18 protein-coding genes are annotated in these 20731 nt (G+C 56.2%); 7 read left to right on the forward strand and 11 right to left on the reverse strand.

Features of this window, described 5'->3' with window-relative positions:
• Nucleotides 1-4 precede the first annotated feature (4 nt).
• Entirely contained in the window at nt 5-1201 is a 1197-nt protein-coding gene (locus tag ACP7EW_RS13930) for an MFS transporter (RefSeq protein ID WP_095015309.1), read from the reverse strand.
• A gap of 171 nt (nt 1202-1372) precedes the next feature.
• Here ACP7EW_RS13930 and ACP7EW_RS13935 point away from each other — a divergent pair, with 171 nt between their 5' ends.
• Complete coding sequence (locus ACP7EW_RS13935; RefSeq protein WP_426217673.1) at nt 1373-1987, forward strand: DUF5666 domain-containing protein; 615 nt, start codon at nt 1373-1375, stop codon at nt 1985-1987.
• A 129-nt stretch (nt 1988-2116) separates the two neighbouring features.
• Here the strand turns inward: ACP7EW_RS13935 and ACP7EW_RS13940 are convergent, their stop codons facing one another.
• From ACP7EW_RS13940 to gcl, 8 genes are all read right to left on the reverse strand, one after another.
• Nucleotides 2117-3121, reverse strand: coding sequence for a sulfate ABC transporter substrate-binding protein (locus ACP7EW_RS13940; RefSeq protein ID WP_033897617.1), 1005 nt, complete (start codon nt 3119-3121; stop codon nt 2117-2119).
• A gap of 105 nt (nt 3122-3226) precedes the next feature.
• The gene (locus ACP7EW_RS13945; RefSeq protein ID WP_061435897.1) at nt 3227-4051 is read right to left on the reverse strand and encodes an ion transporter; all 825 of its coding nucleotides are present in this window, start codon (nt 4049-4051) and stop codon (nt 3227-3229) included.
• A gap of 31 nt (nt 4052-4082) precedes the next feature.
• A complete protein-coding gene (locus ACP7EW_RS13950) occupies nt 4083-4958 on the reverse strand; it encodes an urea transporter (RefSeq protein ID WP_426217676.1) in 876 nt (291 codons plus the stop codon).
• A 130-nt stretch (nt 4959-5088) separates the two neighbouring features.
• Nucleotides 5089-6504, reverse strand: a complete 1416-nt coding sequence (gene pyk, locus ACP7EW_RS13955; RefSeq protein WP_426217678.1) for a pyruvate kinase — start codon at nt 6502-6504, stop codon at nt 5089-5091.
• Nucleotides 6494-7774, reverse strand: coding sequence for a glycerate kinase type-2 family protein (locus ACP7EW_RS13960; RefSeq protein ID WP_426217680.1), 1281 nt, complete (start codon nt 7772-7774; stop codon nt 6494-6496). The genes pyk and ACP7EW_RS13960 overlap by 11 nt, the downstream gene beginning before the upstream one ends.
• Nucleotides 7775-7965: 191 nt before the next feature.
• Nucleotides 7966-8856, reverse strand: coding sequence for a 2-hydroxy-3-oxopropionate reductase (locus ACP7EW_RS13965; protein ID WP_033897622.1), 891 nt, complete (start codon nt 8854-8856; stop codon nt 7966-7968).
• 15 nt (nt 8857-8871) lie between these two features.
• Nucleotides 8872-9654, reverse strand: a complete 783-nt coding sequence (gene hyi / locus ACP7EW_RS13970) for a hydroxypyruvate isomerase (RefSeq protein ID WP_038841595.1) — start codon at nt 9652-9654, stop codon at nt 8872-8874.
• A gap of 10 nt (nt 9655-9664) precedes the next feature.
• The gene (gcl, locus tag ACP7EW_RS13975; protein WP_028615702.1) at nt 9665-11440 is read right to left on the reverse strand and encodes a glyoxylate carboligase; all 1776 of its coding nucleotides are present in this window, start codon (nt 11438-11440) and stop codon (nt 9665-9667) included.
• A gap of 256 nt (nt 11441-11696) precedes the next feature.
• Here gcl and ACP7EW_RS13980 point away from each other — a divergent pair, with 256 nt between their 5' ends.
• A complete protein-coding gene (locus ACP7EW_RS13980) occupies nt 11697-12137 on the forward strand; it encodes a GlcG/HbpS family heme-binding protein (protein WP_044286883.1) in 441 nt (146 codons plus the stop codon).
• A 142-nt stretch (nt 12138-12279) separates the two neighbouring features.
• Here ACP7EW_RS13980 and ACP7EW_RS13985 read toward each other — a convergent pair whose 3' ends face one another.
• Together ACP7EW_RS13985 and ACP7EW_RS13990 are read right to left on the reverse strand one after the other, a co-directional pair.
• Entirely contained in the window at nt 12280-12738 is a 459-nt protein-coding gene (locus tag ACP7EW_RS13985; protein ID WP_426217683.1) for an REP-associated tyrosine transposase, read from the reverse strand.
• Nucleotides 12739-12919: 181 nt separating this feature from the next.
• Complete coding sequence (locus tag ACP7EW_RS13990) at nt 12920-13525, reverse strand: TetR/AcrR family transcriptional regulator (protein WP_426217685.1); 606 nt, start codon at nt 13523-13525, stop codon at nt 12920-12922.
• A gap of 134 nt (nt 13526-13659) precedes the next feature.
• Between ACP7EW_RS13990 and ACP7EW_RS13995 the strand changes: the two genes are divergently transcribed.
• The 5 genes from ACP7EW_RS13995 to ACP7EW_RS14015 are packed head-to-tail and all read left to right on the forward strand — an operon-like array spanning nt 13660 to nt 20251.
• On the forward strand, nt 13660-14517 hold the full coding sequence (locus ACP7EW_RS13995) for a DUF808 domain-containing protein (RefSeq protein WP_426217687.1): 858 nt from the start codon (nt 13660-13662) through the stop codon (nt 14515-14517).
• On the forward strand, nt 14466-15932 hold the full coding sequence (locus tag ACP7EW_RS14000) for a tyrosine-type recombinase/integrase (RefSeq protein WP_426217690.1): 1467 nt from the start codon (nt 14466-14468) through the stop codon (nt 15930-15932). The genes ACP7EW_RS13995 and ACP7EW_RS14000 overlap by 52 nt, the downstream gene beginning before the upstream one ends.
• Nucleotides 15922-17862 (forward strand): hypothetical protein, encoded by a 1941-nt coding sequence (locus ACP7EW_RS14005; protein WP_426217692.1) that lies wholly within the window; start codon nt 15922-15924, stop codon nt 17860-17862. The genes ACP7EW_RS14000 and ACP7EW_RS14005 overlap by 11 nt, the downstream gene beginning before the upstream one ends.
• Nucleotides 17859-19835, forward strand: coding sequence for a hypothetical protein (locus ACP7EW_RS14010; RefSeq protein ID WP_426217694.1), 1977 nt, complete (start codon nt 17859-17861; stop codon nt 19833-19835). The genes ACP7EW_RS14005 and ACP7EW_RS14010 overlap by 4 nt, the downstream gene beginning before the upstream one ends.
• 11 nt (nt 19836-19846) lie before the next feature.
• Entirely contained in the window at nt 19847-20251 is a 405-nt protein-coding gene (locus ACP7EW_RS14015) for a hypothetical protein (protein WP_426217696.1), read from the forward strand.
• Nucleotides 20252-20731 lie beyond the last annotated feature (480 nt).

Below are 20731 nucleotides of genomic sequence, written 5' to 3' on the forward strand. Positions count from 1 at the left end.
CTCCTCAAGCAGTGGCGACCGTGGCCTGACGTGAGGCACTCAGGAAACGCAGCAGCGCGATCAAGGGGAACGCGCTGCCCACCAGCATCACGCCCAACCAGCCGCCGTGTTCATACACGCTGCTGGCAATCGCCGAGCCGAAGGCACCGCCGATGAAGATGCTGGTCATATACAGCGCGTTCAGGCGGCTGCGGCTGTTGGCGTCGAGGGCGTAGATGGCGCGTTGGCCCAGCACCATGTTCATCTGCACGCAGAAGTCCAGGACCACGCCGGTCACCGCCAGGCCGATCACGCTGTACAACGGGTGCACGAAGGCTGGCAGGAAGCTCAACGCGGCAAACAGCATGGCCAGTAACGACGCGCGGTGAGTGTGACCGGCATCGGCCAGGCGACCGGCGATGGGCGCGGCAATGGCGCCCAGCGCACCGACCAGGGCAAACAGCGCGATCTCGCTTTGGCTCAAGCCGTGGTTACGCGCCAGCTCCAGTGGTGCGGCGGTCCAGAACAAGCTGAAGGTAGCGAACATACAACCCTGATAAAACGCCCGCTGGCGCAGCACCGGCTGCTCACGCAACAAGGTGCCGAGGGAACGCAGCAACTGGCCATAGGTGGCACTGTGGTCGGGCTGGCGCTTGGGGATGGTGATCAGCAACACAACGCTGATAAACGCCATCAACGCCGCTGCGGCCATGAACATCGCGCGCCAGCCGAAGTGGTCCGCCACCACGCTCGACACGGGCCGTGCCAACAGGATACCGAGCAACAGGCCGCCCATGATGCTGCCGACCACGCGGCCACGGGACTCGGCGGGCGCCAGGTGTGCGGCCAATGGGATCAGGATCTGCACCGACACCGAACTGAAGCCGATCAGCAGCGATACCAACAGGAACAGATTCGGCTGCTCGGTAAACGCCGCACCCAACAGACTGGCGATGGCCAGTACGGTGGTGGCGATCATCAGCTTGCGGTTTTCCAGCAGATCGCCCAGTGGTACCAGGAAAAACAGGCCCAGGGCGTAGCCGATCTGCGTCAAGGAGACGATCAGGCTGGCCATGGCGGGCGTGAGGCCGATGTCCGGCGCGATCAGCTCGATGATCGGTTGGGCATAGTAGATGTTGGCAACGATGGCGCCGCAGCAAAACGCAAACAGCATCACCATGCTCCGGGTCATGGTGGTTGTAGCGTGGGACGTAGCGTTCATGGTGTTCTCATAAATGCGAAGGAAAGTGGGGCGAGCCTAAAGACAACACCGTAGCCCGGGTAGGCCGCTGGCAGTGATAACACTCATGCCCGGTAATGATGAGTGAATCGTTAACTTTCTGCGCGAAGGGTAATGATACATTCAGAAACAACTGCCGAAACAGGAAATCCCATGAAGATCACGTTGAACAAGATGCTCCTGGCTTCCACCCTGGCCGCCGCGATGGCCGTAGGCCTGGCCCAGTCTGCCGAGGCTCCCCGCGTGGGCGTGCGCGGTGCCATTACCGCGATGGAAGGCGATGCGATGCACGTCAAGGTCAACAGCGGCGAAGACGTCATCGTGCACCTGACCCCAAGCACTCAGGTGCGCGCGGTCACCCTGGCCAAGATCGATGAGATCAAGCCAGGCAGCTACATTGGCTCCGCCGCCATGCCCAACGCCGATGGCACCTTGACCGCACTGGAAGTGCACGTCTTCCCACCGGCCATGGCCGGCACGGGCGACGGGCATCGCGCGTTTGACTTAAAAGAAGGCAGCAGCATGACCAATGGCACCGTCGGCGACTTGGTCGTCAGCAACGGGCGCACCTTGACCGTGAAGTACAAAGGTGGCGAGCAGAAGATCGTGGTGCCGGACGATGTGCCGATCGTCAACCTGGAGCCGGGGGATCGCAGTTTGCTCAAGGCGGGGGTGAAGGTGGTGTTGTTTGCAGCGCAGGGGGCGGATGGAACAATTACGGCCCAGGCCATCTCAGCCGGCAAAGATGGCGTGACACCGCCGATGTAACTGCCAGACACAAAGCCCAATGTGGGAGCAGGCTTGTTGTGGTGAGCGGGCTTGCCCCGCGCTGGGCTGCGAAGCAGCCCCACTCACTGCAACCAGCCCGCTCACACAATTGTTACTGCGTTTCGCCGGTTATTGACCGGAGTAGATCTGATCAAACACCCCACCATCATTGAAGTGAGTCTTCTGCACGGTGCGCCAGTCACCAAAGGTCTTCTCTACCGACAGGAAGTCGACTTTAGGGAAGCGGTCGGTGTACTTGGCCAGCACTTTCGGGTCTCGTGGACGCAGGTAGTTGTTGGCCGCAATTTCCTGGCCTTCTGGCGACCACAGGTACTTCAGGTAGTCTTCGGCCGCTACACGGGTGCCTTTCTTCTCGACCACCTTGTCGACCACCGACACCGGCGGCTCGGCTTCGGCGGAAACGCTTGGGTAGATCACTTCGAACTGATCACGGCCGAATTCACGGGCGATCATTTCCGCTTCGTTCTCGAAGGTCACCAGCACGTCGCCGATCTGGTTGGTCATGAAGGTGGTGGTCGCCGCACGGCCGCCGGTATCCAGCACCGGAGCCTGCTTGAACAGTTTTCCGACAAAGGCCTTGGCCTTGTTTTCGTCGCCGCCGTTCTTCAGCACATAACCCCAGGCCGACAGGTAGGTGTAGCGGCCGTTACCCGAGGTTTTCGGGTTGGGCACGATCACTTGCACGCCGTCTTTCAACAGGTCCGGCCAGTCCTTCAGGGCTTTCGGGTTGCCTTTGCGCACGATGAATACGGTGGCGGAGGTGAACGGCGCGCTGTTGTTCGGCAGGCGGGTGACCCAGTTGTCCGGCACCAGTTTGCCGTTGTCGACCAAGGCGTTGATGTCAGTGGCCATGTTCATGGTGATCACGTCAGCCGGCAGGCCGTCGATCACCGAGCGCGCTTGTTTGCTGGAACCGCCGAAGGACATCTGCAGGGTCAGCTTGTCGTTCGGGTGCTCGGCTTCCCAGTGTTTCTGGAAGGCGGCGTTGTAGTCCTTGTAGAAATCGCGCATCACGTCGTAGGAGACGTTGAGCAGTGTGACGGGGGCAGCCTGGACGGCGCCCGCCAGGGCAAGGCCGGCGGCCAGGAGAGAGGCGCTAACGAGTTTTTTCACTGCTCATTCCTTGTTGTTCGAGAAGGTAGTCGATTGAGTAGGGGCAATATGCCAGCGACTATAGCTGCCGGCGCATAGACGTTTAAAGATTAAAACGTACTTTGCTTATTCCACTTTACGGAAAAGGTTACTCCCGCACCGCGAGCAGAAGGCGGCATTCGGTTCATGGCTATTCTTCTTGCACACCGGGCAGTCGGTTTGCAGTTGTTCACCGCGCATGGCACTCGCCAGTTCAGCGGTGAAAATCCCGGTGGGCACGGCGATGATCGAGTAACCGGTGATCATCACCAGTGACGAAATCACCTGGCCCAGTGGCGTCTTCGGCACAATGTCGCCAAAGCCCACGGTGGTCAGGGTCACGATGGCCCAGTAGATGCCTTTCGGAATGCTGGTAAAGCCGTGCTCCGGGCCTTCGATCACGTACATCAAGGTGCCGAACACCGTGACCAGCGTGCACACGCTGACCAGGAACACCACGATCTTCTGCTTGCTGCCCCGCAGCGCCGCCATCAGGTAGTTGGCCTGCTTGAGGTACGGGCTGAGCTTGAGCACGCGGAAGATCCGCAACATCCGAATGATGCGGATGATCAACAGGTACTGCGCGTCGCTGTAATACAACGCGAGGATGCCGGGCACGATGGCCAGCAAGTCCACCAACCCATAAAAACTGAAGGCGTAGCGCAACGGCTTGGGCGAGCAATACAGCCGCAACCCGTACTCGATCAGGAAGACGAGGGTGAAGCCCCACTCGATATAGGCGAGCACATCGGCATAGTTCTGGTGAATCTGGTCGATGCTGTCGAGCATCACGATCACCAGGCTGGCCAGGATGATCAGCAGCAGGATGCCGTCAAAGCGCCGTCCTGCGGTGGTGTCACTCTGGAAAATCATGACGTAGAGCCGCTGGCGCCAGTCGTTGTTGCTGTCCATAAATCCCGCCTGAAACTGATATCGAGCAAGCCTAGGGGGATTCGAAGGGGCTGTCCATGCAGGGTTTGCGCAGCACTCGAACACCCGCATGCACCAGCCAACAGGCGAGGATGAACGGCGCGGTCAGCGCAGGCAGGTGCAGGGCGGCAAAGCCGGGCGTGAGCGTGATCGCCAGCAGGATGCCCAGCAGCGGCAGCCAGGGCTGGCGACGTACCTGGCTCAACGCTAAGGCAGCCAGCGCCGGGTTGTAGCTGTGCAGGCCGAGGAGGGCGCTGGCGGGTTCGTCCAGCCAGAGCGCGATCAGCACGCCGACACTGGCGCCGATCAAGGCCCAGGTAGCGGCGCGGCGGTTGGCCAGCCACAGGCCCAGCGCAATCAGCGCGCCTGATACGGGCTGGTCCAACAACATGATTTGCGCGAGTCCGGTAAATGGCGCGGCGAGGATAGCCAACGTGTCGGGTTCGCTCAGGGCAAAGGTACTCTCTGGCACCGTGCCCAGCAGCAACCAACCCAGGCCGACAAAAGGCGCGGTGTAGGCGGGCAAGTCGTTGGGCTGACTGGCGCGTTTCAACCATTGCCGCGTCAGGATTGCACTCAAGCCGCCGCACGCCAGGATCAGCGGCGGCAGCAAGGCCGACCAGGCGAAGTGCTGGCTGATCAACAAACCCAACAACACACCGTTATAGCTATACAGCCCGGCCTGGCGCTCGGTCTTGGGATAACCGCGACGCTGGGCCGTGAGCAATCCCGCCACGCCGCCCAACAGCGCGCCGCCGAGCAAGGTCGGCGCGCCGATCAGGATCGCCAGCAGGCACAGCAGGCCGCACAGCGGTTGGCGTTGCAGGAAGATCTGGCTAAAGCCGTTGAGCAGGGCTTCAGCCCAGTCGGGGCAGGTGTGGTTGTGCATGGTGGTTAGTCAGTGAGACCGAGTTGTCCCCTTCGCAAGCAAGCCCGCTCCCACATTTGACCGAGTCGTCATGTCGAACCGTGATCGAAATGTGGGAGCGGGCTTGCTCGCGAAGAGGCCCTTACAGGCGCTAGATCAACGTCTCTATACGCAAAGAGTTGGTCGACCCCGGCTGCCCGAACGGCACCCCCGCCGTAATCACCAACGTATCCCCACGCTCCGCCATGCCCTGTGCCTGGGCAATCTCCAGCGCCGTGGAACAGACCTCATCCACCTGGCGCAGCCGATCATTGACCACCGAATGCACGCCCCACGCCACGCTCAATCGCCGTGCCGTGGACAGGTTCGGCGTGAGGTTGAGGATCGGCGCCACCGGCCGTTCCCGCGCCGCGCGCAGGCTGGAGCTGCCCGACTCGCTGTAGTTCACCAGCACCGCCACCGGCAGGATGCTGCTGATACGGCGGATCGCGCAGCTGATGGCGTCCGACACCGTGGCATCCGCCTTCGGTCGGCTGACATCCAGTTGCGCCTGGTAATCCGGGCCGTTTTCCACCTGGCGGATGATCTTGCTCATCATCTGCACGGCTTCCAGCGGGTATTCGCCGGACGCGGTTTCCGCCGACAGCATCACCGCGTCCGCGCCTTCGGCCACGGCATTGGCGACATCGGTGACTTCGGCGCGGGTCGGCGCCGGTGAGAAGCGCATCGACTCCAGCATCTGCGTCGCCACCACCACCGGTTTACCCAGTTGGCGGCAGGTGCTGATGATGTCCTTCTGGATCTGCGGCACGCTCTCGGCCGGTACTTCCACGCCCAGGTCGCCTCTGGCCACCATGATCGCGTCGCTCAGTTCGGCGATTTCCCGCAGGCGCTGCACGGCCGAGGGTTTCTCGATCTTGGCCATCAGGAAGGCCCTGTCGCCGATCAGCTCGCGGGCTTCGCGAATGTCTTCCGGGCGCTGCACGAACGACAGTGCCACCCAATCCACGCCCAGCTCCAGGCCAAAGCTCAAATCGCGCCGATCCTTGGCGGTCAATGGGCTGAGTTCCAACAGCGCTTGTGGGACGTTCACGCCTTTGCGATCAGACAATTCACCGCCATTGAGCACAGTGGTGTCGATGGCGTCGGCATGTTTGGTGATCACCCGCAGGCGCAGCTTGCCATCGTCCAGCAGCAGATCCATGCCGGGTTCCAGCGCTGCGATGATTTCCGGGTGGGGCAGGTTGACCCGGCGCTGGTCGCCCGGTGTTTCGTCCAGGTCCAGGCGCAATGCCTGGCCGCGTACCAGTTGCACCTTGCCCTCGGCAAAACGCCCGACCCGCAGCTTTGGCCCTTGCAGGTCCATGAGGATGCCCAGTGGGTAGTTCAACTGGCGCTCGACCTGGCGAATCCATTGGTAGCGTTGGGCATGGTCGGCGTGGTCGCCGTGGCTGAAATTGAGCCGGAAGATGTTCACACCGGCTTCTACCAGTTCACGGATGTCGTCGATACCGTCGGTGGCCGGGCCCAGGGTGGCGAGGATTTTGACCTTCTTGTCAGGCGTCATGTTTGGCAGTCTCAAGGATCAGGATGGCGCGGAAGTCGTTGACGTTGGTGCGCGTGGGCTCAGTGATGATCAAACCGTCGACGGCGGCGAAATAGCCGTAGCCGTTGTTGTTATCCAGCTCATCGCTGGCCGACAGCCCGAGGGCTTCGGCGCGCGAATAACTGCACGGCGTCATGATCGCGCCGGCGTTGTCTTCCGAGCCGTCGATGCCGTCGGTGTCACCGGCCAGGGCGTACACGCCGGGCAGGCCCTTGAGGCTGTCGGTGAGACTCAACAGGAATTCCGCATTGCGCCCGCCACGGCCATTGCCGCGCACGGTCACGGTGGTTTCGCCGCCGGAGAGGATCACGCACGGCGCCGCCAGCGGTTGGCCGTGCTGCACGATCTGCCGGGCGATACCGGCGTGTACCTTGGCCACGTCCCGTGCTTCGCCTTCGAGGTCGCCGAGGATCAACGGGCTGAAACCGGCCTGGCGGACTTTTACCGCCACCGCTTCCAGGGATTGCTGGGGGCGGGCGATCAATTGGAAGTGGCTGCGGGCGAGCACCGGGTCACCGGGCTTGACGGTTTCCGAGGCCGGGTTCTGTAACCAACTGCGCACCGAGGCGGGGGCGTCGATGTTGTAACGCTTCAGGATCGCCAGCGCCTGTTGCGACGTGCTCGGGTCACCGACCGTGGGGCCGGAGGCAATCACTGTGGCCTGGTCGCCGGGCACATCGGAAATCGCGTAGGTGTAGACCGTGGCTGGCCATGCGGCTTTCGCCAGTCGGCCGCCCTTGATGGCCGAGAGGTGCTTGCGCACGCAATTCATCTCGCCAATGGTCGCGCCGGACTTGAGCAGGGCTTTGTTGATGGCCTGTTTATCGGCCAGGGTGATGCCTTCTGCGGGCAACGCCAGCAGCGCAGAGCCACCGCCGGACAGCAGGAAGATCACGCGGTCGTCTTCCGTCAGGTTGCTGATCAGTGCCAATACGCGCTGGGCCACGGCCAGGCCAGCAGCGTCGGGCACCGGGTGCGCGGCCTCGACCACTTCGATTTTCTTGCAGGGCGCGCCGTGGCCGTAACGGGTGACAACCAGACCGGTGACTTCGCCCTGCCAGACGTTTTCCACGACCAGCGCCATGGCGGCGGCGGCCTTGCCGGCACCGATCACGATCACACGGCCGCTGCGGTCGGCGGGCAGGTAGGGTTCAAGGACTTGCCGGGGGTGGGCAGCGTCGATGGCTGTGGCAAACAGCTCGCGAAGCAGATGTTGCGGATCGACCGACATAAGCGGGCTCCCGGGGATTTTTTGTTATTAGAGGTGCTTCAATTTCAGGAACTGGAATGCGATCAAATGTGGGAGCGGGCTTGCTCGCGAATGCGGACTGACATCCAACATCCATGTTGACGGATACACCGCTTTCGCGAGCAAGCCCGCTCCCACATTCGACCGCATTTCAAAGGTAGGAGCGGCGTGTATTACTTCTCGCGAATCGAGAAATTCGCCATATGTTCCAGGCCTTTGATCAGCGCCGAGTGGTCCCAGTTGCCGCCGCCAATCGCGGTGCACGTACTGAATACCTGCTGCGTACCGGCGGTGTTCGGCAGGTTGATCCCCAGTTCCTTGGCGCCGGCCAACGCCAGGTTGAGGTCCTTCTGGTGCAGGTTGATGCGGAAGCCCGGGTCAAAAGTGCCCTTGATCATGCGCTCGCCATGCACTTCGAGGATCTTCGACGAAGCAAATCCGCCCATCAGCGCTTCCCGCACCTTGGCCGGGTCGGCGCCGTTCTTGGAGGCGAACAGCAGCGCTTCCGCGACCGCTTGGATGTTCAGCGCGACGATGATCTGGTTGGCCACCTTGGCGGTCTGGCCATCGCCATTGCCGCCCACCAATGTGATGTTCTTGCCCATGGCCTGGAACAACGGCAGCGCGCGTTCGAAGGTCTGCGGCTCGCCACCGATCATGATGCTCAGGGTGCCGGCCTTGGCGCCGACTTCACCACCGGACACCGGGGCGTCCAGGTACTGCGCGCCGGTCTCGTTGATCTTGGCGGCGAACGCCTTGGTGGCGGTGGGGGAGATCGAACTCATGTCGATCACCACCTTGTTCGGCGACAGGCCGGCGGCGACGCCGTCTTTGCGGAACAATACGTCGTCGACCTGCGGGGTGTCCGGCACCATCACAATGATGAACTCGGCTTCCTGCGCAACCTGCTGCGGGTTGGCCAGGGCCACTGCGCCAGCGTCGATCAGCGCTTGCGGCGCCTTGCCGTGGTGTTCGGAGAGGAACAGTTGGTGACCTGCTTTCTGCAGGTTGGCGGCCATGGGTTGACCCATGATGCCGGTGCCGATAAATCCGATTTTAGCCATGAAGAAATCCTCTATTTAGATGGCGTTGTGGGTCTTCAACCAACCCAAACCCGCTTCGGTGGTGGTCAACGGCTTGTACTCACAGCCGACCCAACCCGTGTAGCCGATGCGGTCCAAATGTTCGAACAGGAAGCGGTAGTTGATCTCACCGGTGCCCGGCTCGTTGCGCCCAGGGTTGTCCGCCAATTGGATGTGGTTGATCTCACCCAGGTGCGCGGCCATGGTGCGGGCCAGGTCGCCTTCCATGATTTGCATGTGATAGATGTCGTATTGCAGGAACAGGTTGTCGCTGCCCACCTGTTCGCGAATCGACAGGGCCTGCGCCGTGTTGTTCAGGTAGAAGCCTGGGATGTCGCGGGTGTTGATCGCTTCCATCACCAGCTTGATGCCCACGGCTTGCAGTTTTTCAGCGGCGTACTTGAGGTTGGCGACGAAGGTTTTTTCCAGGGTTTCGTCGTCAACGCCTTGTGGCCGGATGCCCGCCAGGCAGTTGATCTGGGTGTTGCCCAGCACCTGGGCGTAGGCGATGGCCAGCTTGACCCCGGCGCGGAATTCCTCGACCCGGTCCGGGTGGCAGGCCAGGCCGCGTTCGCCCTTGGCCCAGTCACCGGCCGGCAGGTTGAACAGCACCTGGGTCAAACCGTGGGCGTCGAGTTGCGCCTTGATTTCGGCAGAGCTGAATTCATAGGGGAACAGGTACTCGACGCCTTGGAAGCCGGCGTCGGCGGCCGCTTTGAAACGGGCAAGAAAGTCCTGTTCGGTAAACAGCATGGACAGGTTGGCGGCGAAACGCGGCATAAGGTTCTCCTTAATCGAGTAGGGAAATGGCAGTCGGCGCATCGTTGCCGACCAGTGCCAGATCTTCGAATTCGTTGACGGCGTTGATCTCGGTGCCCATGGAAATATTGGTCACGCGCTCCAGAATAATCTCAACGATCACCGGCACCTTGAATTCTTCGATCATTTCCTCGGCGCGGCGCAGGGCCGGCGCGATCTGGCTTGGCTCGAACACGCGCAGGGCCTTGCAACCCAGGCCTTCGGCGACGGCCACGTGGTCCACGCCATAGCCGTTGAGTTCCGGCGCATTGAGGTTGTCGAAGGACAGCTGCACGCAGTAGTCCATTTCAAACCCGCGCTGAGCCTGGCGGATCAGGCCGAGGTAGGAGTTGTTCACCACCACGTGGATGTACGGCAGCTTGAACTGTGCGCCCACCGCCAGTTCTTCGATCATGAACTGGAAGTCGTAGTCACCGGACAGCGCCACCACTTTGCGGCTCGGGTCGGCCTTGACCACGCCGAGCGCGGCGGGGATGGTCCAACCCAACGGACCGGCCTGGCCGCAGTTGATCCAGTGGCGTGGCTTGTACACGTGCAGGAACTGCGCGCCGGCAATCTGCGACAGGCCGATGGTGCTGACGTAGCAGGTGTCTTTGCCGAACACCTGGTTCATTTCTTCATACACGCGCTGTGGCTTGACCGGCACGTTGTCGAAGTGAGTCTTGCGGTGCAGGGTGGCTTTGCGTTGCTGGCAGTCATTGAGCCAGGCGCTGCGGTCCTTGAGTTTGCCGGCGGCTTTCCACTCGCGGGCCACTTCAATGAACATCGTCAGGGCGGAACCGGCGTCGGACACGATACCCAGGTCCGGCGTGAAGACGCGACCAATCTGGGTCGGCTCGATGTCGACGTGAATGAACTTGCGGCCCTCGGTGTACACCTCGACCGAACCGGTATGACGGTTGGCCCAACGGTTACCGATGCCCAGCACCACGTCCGACTTGAGCATCGTCGCGTTGCCATAACGGTGGGACGTCTGCAGACCGACCATGCCGACCATCTGTGGGTGATCGTCCGCAATGGTGCCCCAGCCCATCAGGGTCGGGATCACCGGGATGCCAGTCAGTTCAGCAAATTCCACCAGCAACTCGCTGGCGTCGGCATTGATCACGCCGCCGCCGCTCACCAACAGTGGGCGTTCGGCCTGGTCCAGCAGCGCCAGGGCTTTTTCCACCTGCACGCGGGTGGCCAGGGGCTTGGCCAGGGGCAGCGGCTGGTAGGCGTCGATGTCGAATTCGATCTCGGCCATCTGCACGTCGAACGGCAGGTCAATCAGCACCGGGCCTGGGCGGCCGGAGCGCATTTCGTAAAAGGCTTTCTGGAAGGCGTACGGCACTTGGCCCGGTTCCAGGACGGTGGTTGCCCACTTGGTCACCGGCTTGACGATGCTGGTGATGTCCACGGCCTGGAAGTCTTCCTTGTGCATCCGGGCGCGGGGCGCTTGACCGGTGATGCACAGGATCGGGATCGAGTCGGCCGAGGCGCTGTACAGGCCGGTGACCATGTCAGTGCCCGCCGGGCCCGAGGTGCCGATGCACACGCCGATATTGCCGGCCTTGGTGCGGGTGTAGCCCTCGGCCATGTGGGAGGCGCCTTCAACGTGGCGAGCAAGGACGTGATCGATGCCACCCACTTTCTGCAAGGCCGAATACAGCGGGTTGATCGCGGCGCCTGGGATACCGAAGGCGGTGTCCACACCTTCGCGACGCATCACCAGAACAGCGGCTTCGATTGCTCTCATTTTGCTCATGATATTGGTGCCTCTTGCGTTTTGTAATTGTATACAAGTGGTGTGTGGTCAAAGTGTATTCATGGCGAGCGGCGTAGGTCAATGCATTTTATAAACTGGCCTTTGCGTTCGTCGGAACCGCTTTTTTCGACGTATGGAGCCTTTGTGCGAAAATATTGTATACAAAATTAAAATTCATTGTGTTCTATTTGTTTGATCGAGCATCTGATCATTCAGACCTCCACCGCTTTCCCAATAACAAAAGAAGGACGGCACCATGAGCGCTTTAACCTTGAAACTCGCCACCCAACTGGCCAGCCAGGCCCTCAGTGCAGGGCGCACCATTTCTGCTGCACCGCTGACCATCGCCGTGCTCGACAGCGGCGGTCACTTGGTCACCCTGCAACGGGAAGACGGTGCCAGCCTGCTGCGCCCGCAAATCGCCATCGGCAAGGCTTGGGGCGCGATAGCCCTGGGCAAGGGTTCACGCCTGCTGGCGCTGGACGCGCAGCAGCGACCGGCGTTTATCGCGGCGTTGAACAGCCTGGGGCAGGGCAGCGTGGTGCCTGCGCCGGGTGGGGTATTGATTCGGAGTCAGGAAGGCGTGGTGCTGGGGGCGATCGGCATCAGCGGAGATACGTCGGACATTGATGAGCAGTGTGCGATTACGGCGATTGAGGGGGTGGGGTTGATGGCGGATGCGGGGGTGTCGGCCTAGTTTTTTGCTGATTTTTCTGGCCCCTTCGCGAGCAAGTCGAAGCGTCGAACCGCCGCTCCCACACTTGATCGAGTTCCAGCATGAGAATGCGGTTCAATGTGGGAGCGGGCTTGCTCGCGAAGGGGGCAACTCGGTCTTGCCCCTACAACCAAACTGCATCCCACAGCGGATAGTCGCCAATCTGCTTCACCAGCCCCGCCCGCAGAGGATTGGCCACCACATACCGGGCCATCTTCACCAAGTCATCTTCCTTGCGCAGCGCGCGGTCGTGAAAGCTGGTTTGCCATAGCCTGCCTTTGCGACCAGAAGCACCGTTTACGCTTCGGGTGCTTTTGGATTTTACTTGGCACATCAAGTCGCCCAGTGATCCTTTTTGTAACTCGACCAACCAGTGAAAGTGATCTGGCATTACCACCCAGGCCAGCGAGTTTGCTAGTCCGTGGTAGTGAGCGAGTCTGAATTGCCAAACCACCAGCCGACCCAGGTAAAAGTCACTGAATATCGGCGCACGTTCGTAAGTATTGGTGGTGATCAGATAGATGCGATTGGGTTCGCTGAACCGCCCGATACGCAGGCGGTGTGAGTTAGCTAGATCAGGCATTCCTTGGCCTCTCTTTAAACGGTGTCCTGAGAGGCTAGATCTCGGTGGCTGATGCTGATCTACAAGCTTTTGGCAGGATGTGTCTGGGAGGGCGCTTTCGCGAGCAAGCCCGCTCCCACGGGGGGATCTTCAGTGTTTGATAATTTATGTCTGGCGCAAACTCCACAGGCACCACATTTCCTCAGTCCGGCTCGCAGCCCTTGAGCACCAACCGAATAATGGTCTGCGCCGCTGCTTCATAATCCGCCTCGTCCAACTTGGCTTTTCCGGTCACCGCTGAAATCTGCCAGTCAAAATCCGCATAGGTCTGCGTCGCCGCCCAGATGCTGAACATCAAGTGATTGGGGTCAATCGGCGCGATCAGGCCGCGATCTACCCAGTCCTGGATACAGGCGATGTTGTGCTTGGCCTGGGCGTTGAGCTGTTCGACCTGGTCCGCGCTGAGGTGCGGGGCGCCGTGCATGATTTCGCTGGCGAAGACTTTGGACGCAAACGGCAGGTCGCGGGAGATGCGGATTTTCGAGCGAATGTAGTGGCTCAGTACCACCGAGGGTTCGCCATCCGGATTGAACGGCGTGGAAGCCGCCAGGATCGGCTCGATAATGCTTTCGAGCACCTCGCGGTAGAGGTTGTCCTTGGACTTGAAGTAGTAATAGACGTTGGGCTTGGGCAGCCCGGCCTTGGCGGCGATGTCGCTGGTTTTGGTCGCGGCGAAGCCCTTGTCGGCAAACTCCTCGCTCGCCGCCCGCAGGATCTTTTCTTTGTTGCGCTCGCGAATGGTGCTCATAAACCTGGAGTTTCCTTGCCAAGACTGGCGGTTGCGCATGGTAGCACCGGCCATCCGCGAGCCTCAACAATCTGCCCGCAGGGCCTTGCGCCGCGCTATGCTCGCGTCATCCCACTCTTACGGAAGCCCGATTCATGGCAGGAAGCAGCTTGTTGGTGTTGATCGACGATATCGCCGCGGTACTCGATGACGTTGCCCTGATGACCAAAATGGCGGCAAAGAAGACCGCCGGTGTGCTGGGTGATGACCTGGCGCTCAATGCCCAACAGGTCTCCGGCGTGCGTGCGGAGCGGGAAATTCCCGTGGTGTGGGCGGTGGCCAAGGGGTCGTTCGTCAACAAGTTGATCCTGGTGCCGGCCGCCTTGTTGATCAGTGCGTTTGCGCCCTGGGCGGTGACGCCGTTGTTGATGCTCGGCGGTGCCTACCTGTGTTTCGAGGGGTTCGAGAAGCTGGCGCACAAGTTCCTGCACAGCAAAGACGAAGACCATGCGCAACATGTGCAGTTGGTCGAAGCCGTCTCGGACCCGGCAACCGACTTGGTAGCCTTCGAAAAGAACAAGATCAAAGGCGCCATCCGTACCGACTTCATTCTCTCCGCCGAAATCATCGCCATCACCCTCGGCACCGTGGCCGATGCACCCTTGATGCAGCAGGTGATCGTGCTGTCCGGCATTGCGATTGTCATGACCGTGGGCGTGTATGGCTTGGTGGCTGGTATCGTCAAGCTGGATGACCTGGGTCTGTGGCTCACTCAGAAGCCTGGCCAGGCGGCACGCAGCATCGGTGGTGCCATTCTGCGTGCGGCGCCGTACATGATGAAGAGCCTGTCGGTGATCGGTACGGCGGCGATGTTCCTGGTGGGCAATCTACATGTACGCATATGGACTCTGGAGTCCAAATGTAATAGTCTATGGACATGTGGACATAAAGGATGGCTTTGGTGGCGGATAAAATCTCAAAAAAACAACCGTGTGCGAGGTATGATTCTTTAGCTCGGCGGATCTTGTTACCCGAGTTCCGTTTCCAGCGAGTCCACTTTACAGGTCACGTCAACACACACCTGGCTCCTCCTTTACAAGAGTTCGTTGCAGATCCCCTTTCTTATCGAAAATTCCCAGTGATCATCCAGGGGAACGGCGAGCCTTGGGATATAGGTAATCTATATCTAGTTCATAAACTACAAACTGAGATTAACTACGAGTCCCGCACCTATAGAGGGATTGCAGACCATCTCCTCGATTATCTAAGGTTTTCCGAAAGTGAAGGCTTAGATGTTTTTTATTTTCCAGTTAATGACCGGCTAAAAATTACATATCGCTATCGGCAGCGCCTAATAGATCAAGCCGTCTTGGGGCAAATTGGTTTAGGAACAGGTACGGCAAGAATAAACGCTGTAGTAAAGTTTTACCGTGAAATCATGCGCTGTAGATTGGTTGATGAAAGCTTTTTAGGTGTTGAACCTTTTAAAGATGTCTTCAAGTATATATCGACACTGAATAACTATGGGATCGCGTCCGCAGTAAAGGTGCAGTCACATAACCTCGCAATAAAAAGTCGGGTGTCGTCTGAGCCGGATCGTATTTCTGATGGAGGTAAACTTCGTCCTCTAGATGTAGAAGATCAGGAAATTGTTCTAAAGTTTTTGCTTAGCTCGTCGCGTGAATATCAGTTGATGTTTTACTTGGCACTTTTTACAGGCGCGCGAATTCAAACCGTTTGCACATTGCGGATTAGTAGCTTGAGTAGGCCGCTGGATAAAGATGGGATGCTGCGTTTGAAAATCGGTATGGGCACCGGAGTCGATACTAAAAGCGGTAAAAGAATGGTATTGCTCGTGCCTGGATGGCTAGTGAGTGATTTAAAAATATATAGCAAATGCGAAGACTCCCTAAAAAGGCAGTCCCGTTCATTTTACAGGGATGCAGGTGATAATTATCTGTTCCTCACTAAGAACGGCAACCCGTACTATACTAGCAAGACAGAACTTCTCGATCGCCAGGAAACACAGCGATACGGCTCAGGTGGGGGTGGGCATAATGCAGATCTCGCCCCCCTTCAAGATGGTGCAGCCATACGGCAGTTCATAACTGAAATTCTGCTTCCAAAAATATATCTTGAGCATGCCGATTTTCAAAAATTTACATTTCATGATTTGCGAGCATCTTTTGGTATAAACTTGCTTGAGTCAGAGTTGGATACTGGGGGGGAGGGGCGCACTACTGAAGTCCTAGAGTATGTGCAGCAGCGCCTTGGCCATAGTGATAAAAAGACGACATTGCAGTATTTGAATTATAAATCGCGACTTAAGTGGCGCGCCTCAGTGCAAGGAAAGTATGAGTCTCGGCTTTTTAAATATGTGAATACTTCAGCAGTATCAGTGGTTGCGGAGGTTCCTAGTGATCTCTGAGTTTCAAGCCCGTGCGATCACGCAATTGGACGTTGGCGATTACAATGCGGAAGCCTTGCAGCCGGAATCTGTTGTGTTGACGTCCAAGGTTGGATTATACAGCGCGCACACATATCGCTGGGATGTCGGCGCTTTTTGTTACACGTCGCGAGATTCAAGATCGCAGAGATGCGGCGGAGTTAAAGTTGATCCGGCATCTTTCGATGTGCGGCGTCGTGATTTTGTAAGGAAACTGATAGAGCGCTTTCGAGAAGGTAATCCCAATACTGTAGAAGGGAACTTCCGTGATGTTCGGCGCTTTATGAATTGGATGGATTCTAAATATGATGTTAGTCAGATTCACGATTGTACATTGCTCAAAGCAGCTTATCAAAACTACACGTCCGATCTGTTGCGAGAAATGCACGTAAGCGGCATTGCCGGAGCACCTCTCAGTCAGGAAACCGCAAGGAGTTATCAGCGTGGGGCTCGGCTAACCCTCAGTGTTGCATTTGATTTAGATGATGTTCAGTTGAGGCGATTAGCAGCCTTTATCGGTCGCCGTAAACTAAGTAGGGGCGATTTTGTCATCGGTACTTCGTCTGATGACAAAGCGGTTATGTTTGCTGCACTTGTTAATTTTATTGATGAAGTTCATCGTGTCATTGTTTTAGATGGCGCGCTGCCGGTAAAGCTAGTTTCAGAAAAGGACAAAGATTATTACTATTACTCCTCGAGTCAAGCCGGGTTGTCATCAGAAGTGTCTGGGACTATTTATGATATTTTGAATGAGCTTTCAGAATTTCCCTCGCGCCGATCAGTTCTCCTACGTTTGAAGACAGTTGATGAGTCAGTGCGTGAGCGCAACGCCTATTGGAATGCGAGGGCGTCCTTTAAAAACTTTAGGTCTGACATTGAATGCCCAGCAGCAAGGGCTCTGGCCAACAAAGCAATGGTTGCAGCATTAATATGTTTCGTATCGGCTTCGGGTCAGAATTTGAGTGTCTGTCGAGACTTAAAACTTACGACTGAGCAGGTAGTACCCTCGACGCAAGGACGACGTTTTTCTGGTACGAAAGGCCGAGCTGACGGTAAGGAAGTATATCCGGAGTTTGGGGTTGAGTTTGCTCCGCTTTATAAAAAAATCTTATCTATTCGTCAGTTCATGGTTCAGCAACAAGAAACGGATTTGGTGTTTCCGGTGTTCAGCAAGAAAGCTGAATTGGTAAATATTCAAAATATCAATATCAACGGTTTGAAAAGGTTCTTTTCGAATTCGCTTCCAAATTTGAGCTGGGTAACTCCCAAAGAATGGCGTCAGAACGTTAGCTCCGAATATTTGAAGTTGAGCGGAGGAGACACCCACCTTGTAGCAGAAAAGCTTGGAAACACCGAGGGGGTAGTCCGAGCGCATTACGGCCGGTCTAGCTTCGAAGATTCTGCAGACCAGCTTAACTCTTTCTTTAATGCTCTACATCAGTCCGCGCTTATACGAACCCGTAGTCAAGCGACCATTCCAGTACAGTTAATCGATGACACGGTTTCTTCACATTCGGTACCGGCGGGCCAATGCGTAAATAGTGATGACAACGCGCCTGACTTGGCTGAAGGTTTTACTCCGCTCGCCCCATTGCCATCTTGCAAAGACCCTGAAACGTGCCTGTTTTGCGCTCATTATGGAGTGCATGCTGATGAGCATGATATTCGTAGGTTGTTGTCCTTGAAGTTTATTATCAACGAAACCAAAGCCCGACGATCCTCAGAAAGTTTTAATAATCGTTTTGTTCCAATGTTACATCGGGTCGAAGAAGTCCTTGAGGCAATCGTGAGTAAAAATCCTACTATGGTAGAGCTGATTGAAAATGTCTCCAAGGGAATTGATCATGGAGATCTTGATAGTTTTTGGGGGGTTCATTTTGATACCTTGGTATCAATAGGCGTGGTGTCATGAGCATTATAGAAGGACTCCAGTTGGCGGGGGTGAAAGCTATCTCTTTGCCCGATGTGTACCACGAAATTAGGCACTCCATTGTAGGTGATGAGTTTGTTGTATCTCGGAGCCTCGGCGGGGCTGTTGTCTCAAGATATGGTGATAAAGTTTGGGATGTGAAGGTATATTGTGCGGCAGGTAAAACGATTTACAATTTTGTCAATTGGCGCTCTGATCAAGGTAGTGAGTTATTTGGTATAGTTGTAGGTGAGATGAAGCAGGTGCAAATTGCTAGGATGAATTTGTACTCAAAGCCGCGTAAGGTAGGCTCTATTATCCTGACCCCGCTGAGGTTGCTGGCTAACTTGGCGATGGATAATAATCTCACGCTCCGACAGCTTCTAGGCTCATTAGATAATGTAAAACTACTTGGCGACGCGTTGTCGGCGAAGAGTAAAAGTTCTGTTATGGCAGTGATCGAGCTTCTTAGCGAGCTATACGATTTAAGTTTAATGCACCCTGACGCGCGTTTTCCTTACTCCCCCCAGGATTGTATTCGGGAACTCAGGCAAGTTTTAGGGTATCAGTATGGTCTGGAGGTGGAGCAGACAATGCTGATTCCTACAAGACGCTACGCATCCTTGATAGCTGGTCTTGATTACGCGCTCGATGAGTTTAATGGAGTATCTGGCTCTCTATGTAAATTCTTTGAAGCGAGAAAACATAATCCTATGTTTGGCTGCCAGGTCTCCAAGTATCGGAATAATGGCAGGGCGGTTGTATGGAGTGCAGCGTTGGAAGCAGTCGGTTTACATGACTACTTTTCAAAATATTCTATTGTGAATATGGTAGATCTTTATTCTCATTTGAATTTTATTCGTTATTATTCTAAGACATGGATTCATTTATTTAGCGGTATGCGGTGCAATGAGGCTCGATGCTTGCCATTCAATACGCTTCAGAAGATTGAGGTCAATGGTGAGGAATTTATAGTGCTCCGAGGGTATACCTCAAAAATTGAAGGTCAAAATCAGACTCCCACGTTTTGGGTCAGTGCTCCAATTGTCGAGAAAGGAGTTACGGCTGCGCAGTCGCTTGCGAAGATTGCTGTGATAAGGAACGGGTGGGATGATTCAGAACCGTCAGCTTTTCCGTTATTTCCCGTTATCTCCCAGCGTAAGGAAAACACTCAGTGCGTGCATTATGCGACTGCTCCTATCATGGCGACTCCATTAGTTCGCTTTACCTACAGGGCGCTGAAACGTATTGATGGACTTAATATAGTTGAGGAGGATTTAGCTGAGCTTGATGAGTTCGACGGATTTCGAGATTGGAGAGGTAAATCTAATCTGAAGGTCGGTGCGCAGTGGCCCCTATGTACACACCAATGCCGTAGATCACTTGCTGTTTATTCCGCTCGTTCTGGCTTGGTCTCTCTGGGCGTCTTATCAATTCAGTATAAACACCTTACGGAGGTTATGACGTCGTACTATCGTGCTGATAGCGCTTTTGCGCAAAACTTTATAGTTTCTGATGATCAGAAGCATTTTGTAAGTGAAATTGCGGCAGAGCAACGAATGTTTGGCTACGTTAAGTACAACCAAAACGTCATAAACTCTTCTGGACGTCTATGGGGTGGGGAGGGGAATAGAATACAGGTTTCACGCGATCGGGGTCGCCCATTGATCATTGCGACTGACAGAGAAGTGACTCTTCAAAAGTTTAAAAGTGGAGATATGGTTTATAAAGAGGGGCCTTTGGGTGGGTGCGTGAATCCTGAACCATGTGAGAAGATTGGTTTTATGAATGTATTAGTGTGTACTGACTGTAAATACTCAATCCTTGATGGCGCCAGTGTTGTAAAAATTAAGCATGGACTTCGTAATCTTGAGCGAAGTATGTCTATGTTTGCGCCGGAAAGTCCGTTTTATAAACAGCTTTCTAATGAGGTTAATGCGATCACGCAACGCTTAACCAAAGTTGATGGGGTTTAAGAGAGGATACTATGAGTGCAGTTAACGATTATCTCGCTGCTTTAGATCGGATGATAAATGGGTGCCCCCAAATTGTTCCTGTTGGATGTGCAATTAATAACGATGCGGTTGCACTTGAGGCTGGCCGAAAGCGAGGATCTATAAAGAAGAAGCGCTATCCAGACCTCTGCAGAGCGATTGACGAAGCCGCTGAAAGGCAGCAGCTGAAGGTTGCTGATTCCCTAAGTTCGACTACTCTAGAGCATGTTAGTTCGACAGGCAAGGGCCTCCAGAAGCAGTACAAAGCGCTGGAGAAAGATTATCATGTTGCACTCCAGAAGAATATTTCCCTTGTGTACGAGGTGTTTACACTGAAGAAGAAAGTTGATGAGTTGGAGAAGAAAACCAATGTGTTAAATTTTCCTAAGCTTCGGTGAGGCAATATTAATAGCGTGTAGGAGTAGTGTCGGATCGAATAGATTGTATTTTAATCTAAATAATTTTATTGAGATACCTATGCATTTTTGCCTCTGATAGTCCTATATCTCTCGCCGTTTTCATTACGGGTATACCCTTTGCCCGAAGCCTTTTGGCAGCGCTTATCTTTGCGTCAGTGCCCATGCCCAACGGGCGTCCAGGCGGTAGCTTTGATGCCGTGGCTGCCTAGCCAAGCCAATATGATCGAATGCTCCAGCGAGCAGATAGGCGATGCTCATCTGGTTGCTACCCTCGATCATTATTTTGGTGTGGTATGTGTTCTGGCGCTCGCGCATGGTTGTTTAGTTGCCCGGCTCCATATAAACGCTGACCAGTTAGTGAGAGAACTCCTCAGTCAGCCAGCTTCCGAAAACTCATTCGAGTGCGTAGTCCTAAATTAGAGCAATGCTCCGTATTGTCAAAAATGAGGCTGTTCAAAC

The sequence above is a fragment of the Pseudomonas sp. DWRC2-2 genome (genome assembly GCF_049897885.1).
Lineage (GTDB): Bacteria > Pseudomonadota > Gammaproteobacteria > Pseudomonadales > Pseudomonadaceae > Aquipseudomonas > Aquipseudomonas azotoformans_A.

Bases quoted from the DNA above. Each gene is read 5' to 3' on its own strand.
- ACP7EW_RS13935 (WP_426217673.1), top strand. From the start codon at position 1,373: ATGAAGATCACGTTGAACAAGATGCTCCTGGCTTCCACCCTGGCCGCC.
- ACP7EW_RS13930 (WP_095015309.1), bottom strand. From the start codon at position 1,201: ATGAACGCTACGTCCCACGCTACAACCACCATGACCCGGAGCATGGTG.
- ACP7EW_RS13950 (WP_426217676.1), bottom strand. From the start codon at position 4,958: ATGCACAACCACACCTGCCCCGACTGGGCTGAAGCCCTGCTCAACGGC.
- ACP7EW_RS13965 (WP_033897622.1), bottom strand. From the start codon at position 8,856: ATGGCTAAAATCGGATTTATCGGCACCGGCATCATGGGTCAACCCATG.
- ACP7EW_RS13945 (WP_061435897.1), bottom strand. From the start codon at position 4,051: ATGGACAGCAACAACGACTGGCGCCAGCGGCTCTACGTCATGATTTTC.
- ACP7EW_RS13990 (WP_426217685.1), bottom strand. From the start codon at position 13,525: ATGAGCACCATTCGCGAGCGCAACAAAGAAAAGATCCTGCGGGCGGCG.
- ACP7EW_RS13960 (WP_426217680.1), bottom strand. From the start codon at position 7,774: ATGTCGGTCGATCCGCAACATCTGCTTCGCGAGCTGTTTGCCACAGCC.
- ACP7EW_RS14015 (WP_426217696.1), top strand. From the start codon at position 19,847: ATGAGTGCAGTTAACGATTATCTCGCTGCTTTAGATCGGATGATAAAT.
- ACP7EW_RS13980 (WP_044286883.1), top strand. From the start codon at position 11,697: ATGAGCGCTTTAACCTTGAAACTCGCCACCCAACTGGCCAGCCAGGCC.
- pyk (WP_426217678.1), bottom strand. From the start codon at position 6,504: ATGACGCCTGACAAGAAGGTCAAAATCCTCGCCACCCTGGGCCCGGCC.
- hyi (WP_038841595.1), bottom strand. From the start codon at position 9,654: ATGCCGCGTTTCGCCGCCAACCTGTCCATGCTGTTTACCGAACAGGAC.
- ACP7EW_RS13995 (WP_426217687.1), top strand. From the start codon at position 13,660: ATGGCAGGAAGCAGCTTGTTGGTGTTGATCGACGATATCGCCGCGGTA.
- ACP7EW_RS13985 (WP_426217683.1), bottom strand. From the start codon at position 12,738: ATGCCTGATCTAGCTAACTCACACCGCCTGCGTATCGGGCGGTTCAGC.
- ACP7EW_RS14010 (WP_426217694.1), top strand. From the start codon at position 17,859: ATGAGCATTATAGAAGGACTCCAGTTGGCGGGGGTGAAAGCTATCTCT.
- gcl (WP_028615702.1), bottom strand. From the start codon at position 11,440: ATGAGCAAAATGAGAGCAATCGAAGCCGCTGTTCTGGTGATGCGTCGC.